The sequence below is a fragment of the Enterococcus sp. HMSC078F03 genome (genome assembly GCF_001811595.1).
Taxonomy (GTDB): Bacteria; Bacillota; Bacilli; order Lactobacillales; family Enterococcaceae; genus Enterococcus; species Enterococcus faecalis.
In genome coordinates this window covers 1-2093 of the sequence record NZ_KV805595.1, presented here as the reverse complement: position 1 = coordinate 2093, position 2093 = coordinate 1, and the positions used below count along the sequence as shown (strand labels likewise).

Below are 2093 nucleotides of genomic sequence, written 5' to 3'. Positions count from 1 at the left end.
TGTTATTTGTACGATTTAATGTCGTTTCGCACCTTTAGTATAACATATTTTTAAAAGAGGTCAACCAAAAAGAAGCAGATACACCATTCCCTTATTGCATGTTTTTTAGTACAATATTACTGCAAGCGCATTAATAACCTAAGAAAGGAAACTTACCCACCATGCCTAGAAAAACCTTTGTATATCCACACCCTATCAACGCATACATTATCAAGCAACTAGGGATTACTGTAGAAGAATTTTGTGAATTACATGCTTTCTCTCAAGGAACTGTTTCTTCTTGGATTACTCGTAACAAAAAAATTGAAACACTTCCTATCTCATTTATTTATTCTCTTTCTTTGTCGGCCAGCCAGACTATGGATCAGGTATATTCAGACCTTCTAAAACTGCAAGACGATTATTTGCTACACTTAGAACGCCACAGACGAACTAAAAAAATTATTGAATGAAAATACTTTTTTACTATCTTACTATTTTACTACAAGAAATAAAAACACAAGAGCAATGTTTGTACAGCATTTCTTGTGTTTTTATTTTATTAAACAGTATCTTTTATTTTTGTTTCTTTTTGTCTCGTGATTCATAAGCTTTCATATACATTTCAAACATTGTACGTTGTTCTGGTTCTAATGTGTTATCTAATCTATCTAACATGAATGATACAATGTCGTCTTGTGTTTCAAAATCTAAAGTATTCTGAAACGCATTTATTCTATTGATGTTACTCTTTTGTATCCTAATTGTACTATATACTTTATTTTTAGCAGGTCGCCCAATTCGTTTTGATCCTGAATCACTTGCTGAACTTTCTTCTTTTGAAAAACTACTTAAATCAAAAGTAGTTTCAGGTTCTGAAATTTCAGTTGCTTTAATTTCTTTTGATTGTTTACGTTCAGGATCCTTATGAAATGTATACTTACTCATTAGCAGTCGTCCCTTCTGTTCGTTCAATTATTTCATCAGATAATTTGTTATACAATTCATGAACTTTTCTATCATGAAAATCATATAATTCCGTATATCCTTCTTCTGATATACCTTTACGATCATAACGTTTTAACCGTTCCATGTGTCTAACAATTGTATTAAACAAAGTCTCATCACCAAAAGCGTCTTTGGCATCTTTAATTATTTGATTATCAATTCCAGAATCGTTTTTCAACAGCACTGGAAGTACCCCAGCGATATCAAAGTCAATGTTTTTATAAGTATCATACAAGGTTTGCAAGTATTCCCAAAATGCTTCTGCACCATCAAGGGAGCGTTGCTGCGTTTGCAAAACAATTACAATGTAATTAGAAGAATAAAGAGCTGTATCGGTAAATACTGAAAGTGTAGGAGGAACATCAAATATAATGTAATCATAATCATTTTCAATTGGTTTAAGTAATTCACTAAAAAATGCTATTCGTCTCTCTTTGTAGTTTTTCTCTGTCGGCATAATTGTTAGCTCAAGAAAATCAGGATAATTAACAAAGTCTTTGTGTGAAGGCAATAAATACAAATTAGGCATTACATTTACAACAGCTTTGCCTAAATTTCCTTCTTGAATTGCTACCATCATCGTTTCTTTTATAGGTAGTTCTTTATTATTTTGTAATCCATATGTTCTTCGCAACAATTGCGTTGAATTTGCTTGTGGGTCTAAGTCACAAACTAAAACTCTAAAACCTTTTTTAGCTAATTCATAGGCTACCATTACAGAATTAGTAGTCTTCCCAACGCCGCCTTTGAAATTTCCAAATACAATTTTTTTAACCATACAATGACTCCTCATTTCATAAATATTTTCTTACTACAAATAGTATATCATAAATATTTTCTTACTACAAATAATATTTATAAAATTTACTATTTTACTATCTTACTATCCTACTACTTTACTATTCTACTACTTTACTATTTTACTATCTTACTACTTTACTATCTTACTATTTTACTATCTTATTGTTTTAAAAGAATGATATTAACCTTTCTACAAAAGGATTTTTAGACGTATTTATTAAAAAGTAAACATTTTTTACTATCTTACTATTTTACTATTCTACTATTTTAATACTTTACTATCTTACTACTTTACTATCTTACTA

General features: G+C 29.8%; 3 protein-coding genes. 1 reads left to right on the top strand and 2 read right to left on the bottom strand.

Annotated features, from left to right (window positions below; translation table 11 throughout):
• The first annotated feature begins 161 nt into the window (after positions 1 to 161).
• Positions 162 to 452, top strand: coding sequence for a hypothetical protein (locus HMPREF2810_RS12525; RefSeq protein WP_001137528.1), 291 nt, complete (start codon positions 162 to 164; stop codon positions 450 to 452).
• 103 nt (positions 453 to 555) lie between these two features.
• Here HMPREF2810_RS12525 and HMPREF2810_RS12520 read toward each other — a convergent pair whose 3' ends face one another.
• Positions 556 to 927, bottom strand: coding sequence for a DUF5388 domain-containing protein (locus HMPREF2810_RS12520; protein WP_000049959.1), 372 nt, complete (start codon positions 925 to 927; stop codon positions 556 to 558).
• Positions 920 to 1765: a ParA family protein gene (locus HMPREF2810_RS12515; protein ID WP_000239313.1), complete on the bottom strand. Its 846-nt coding sequence runs from the start codon at positions 1763 to 1765 to the stop codon at positions 920 to 922. Before HMPREF2810_RS12515 ends, HMPREF2810_RS12520 begins: the two co-directional genes overlap by 8 nt.
• Positions 1766 to 2093: the final 328 nt, after the last annotated feature.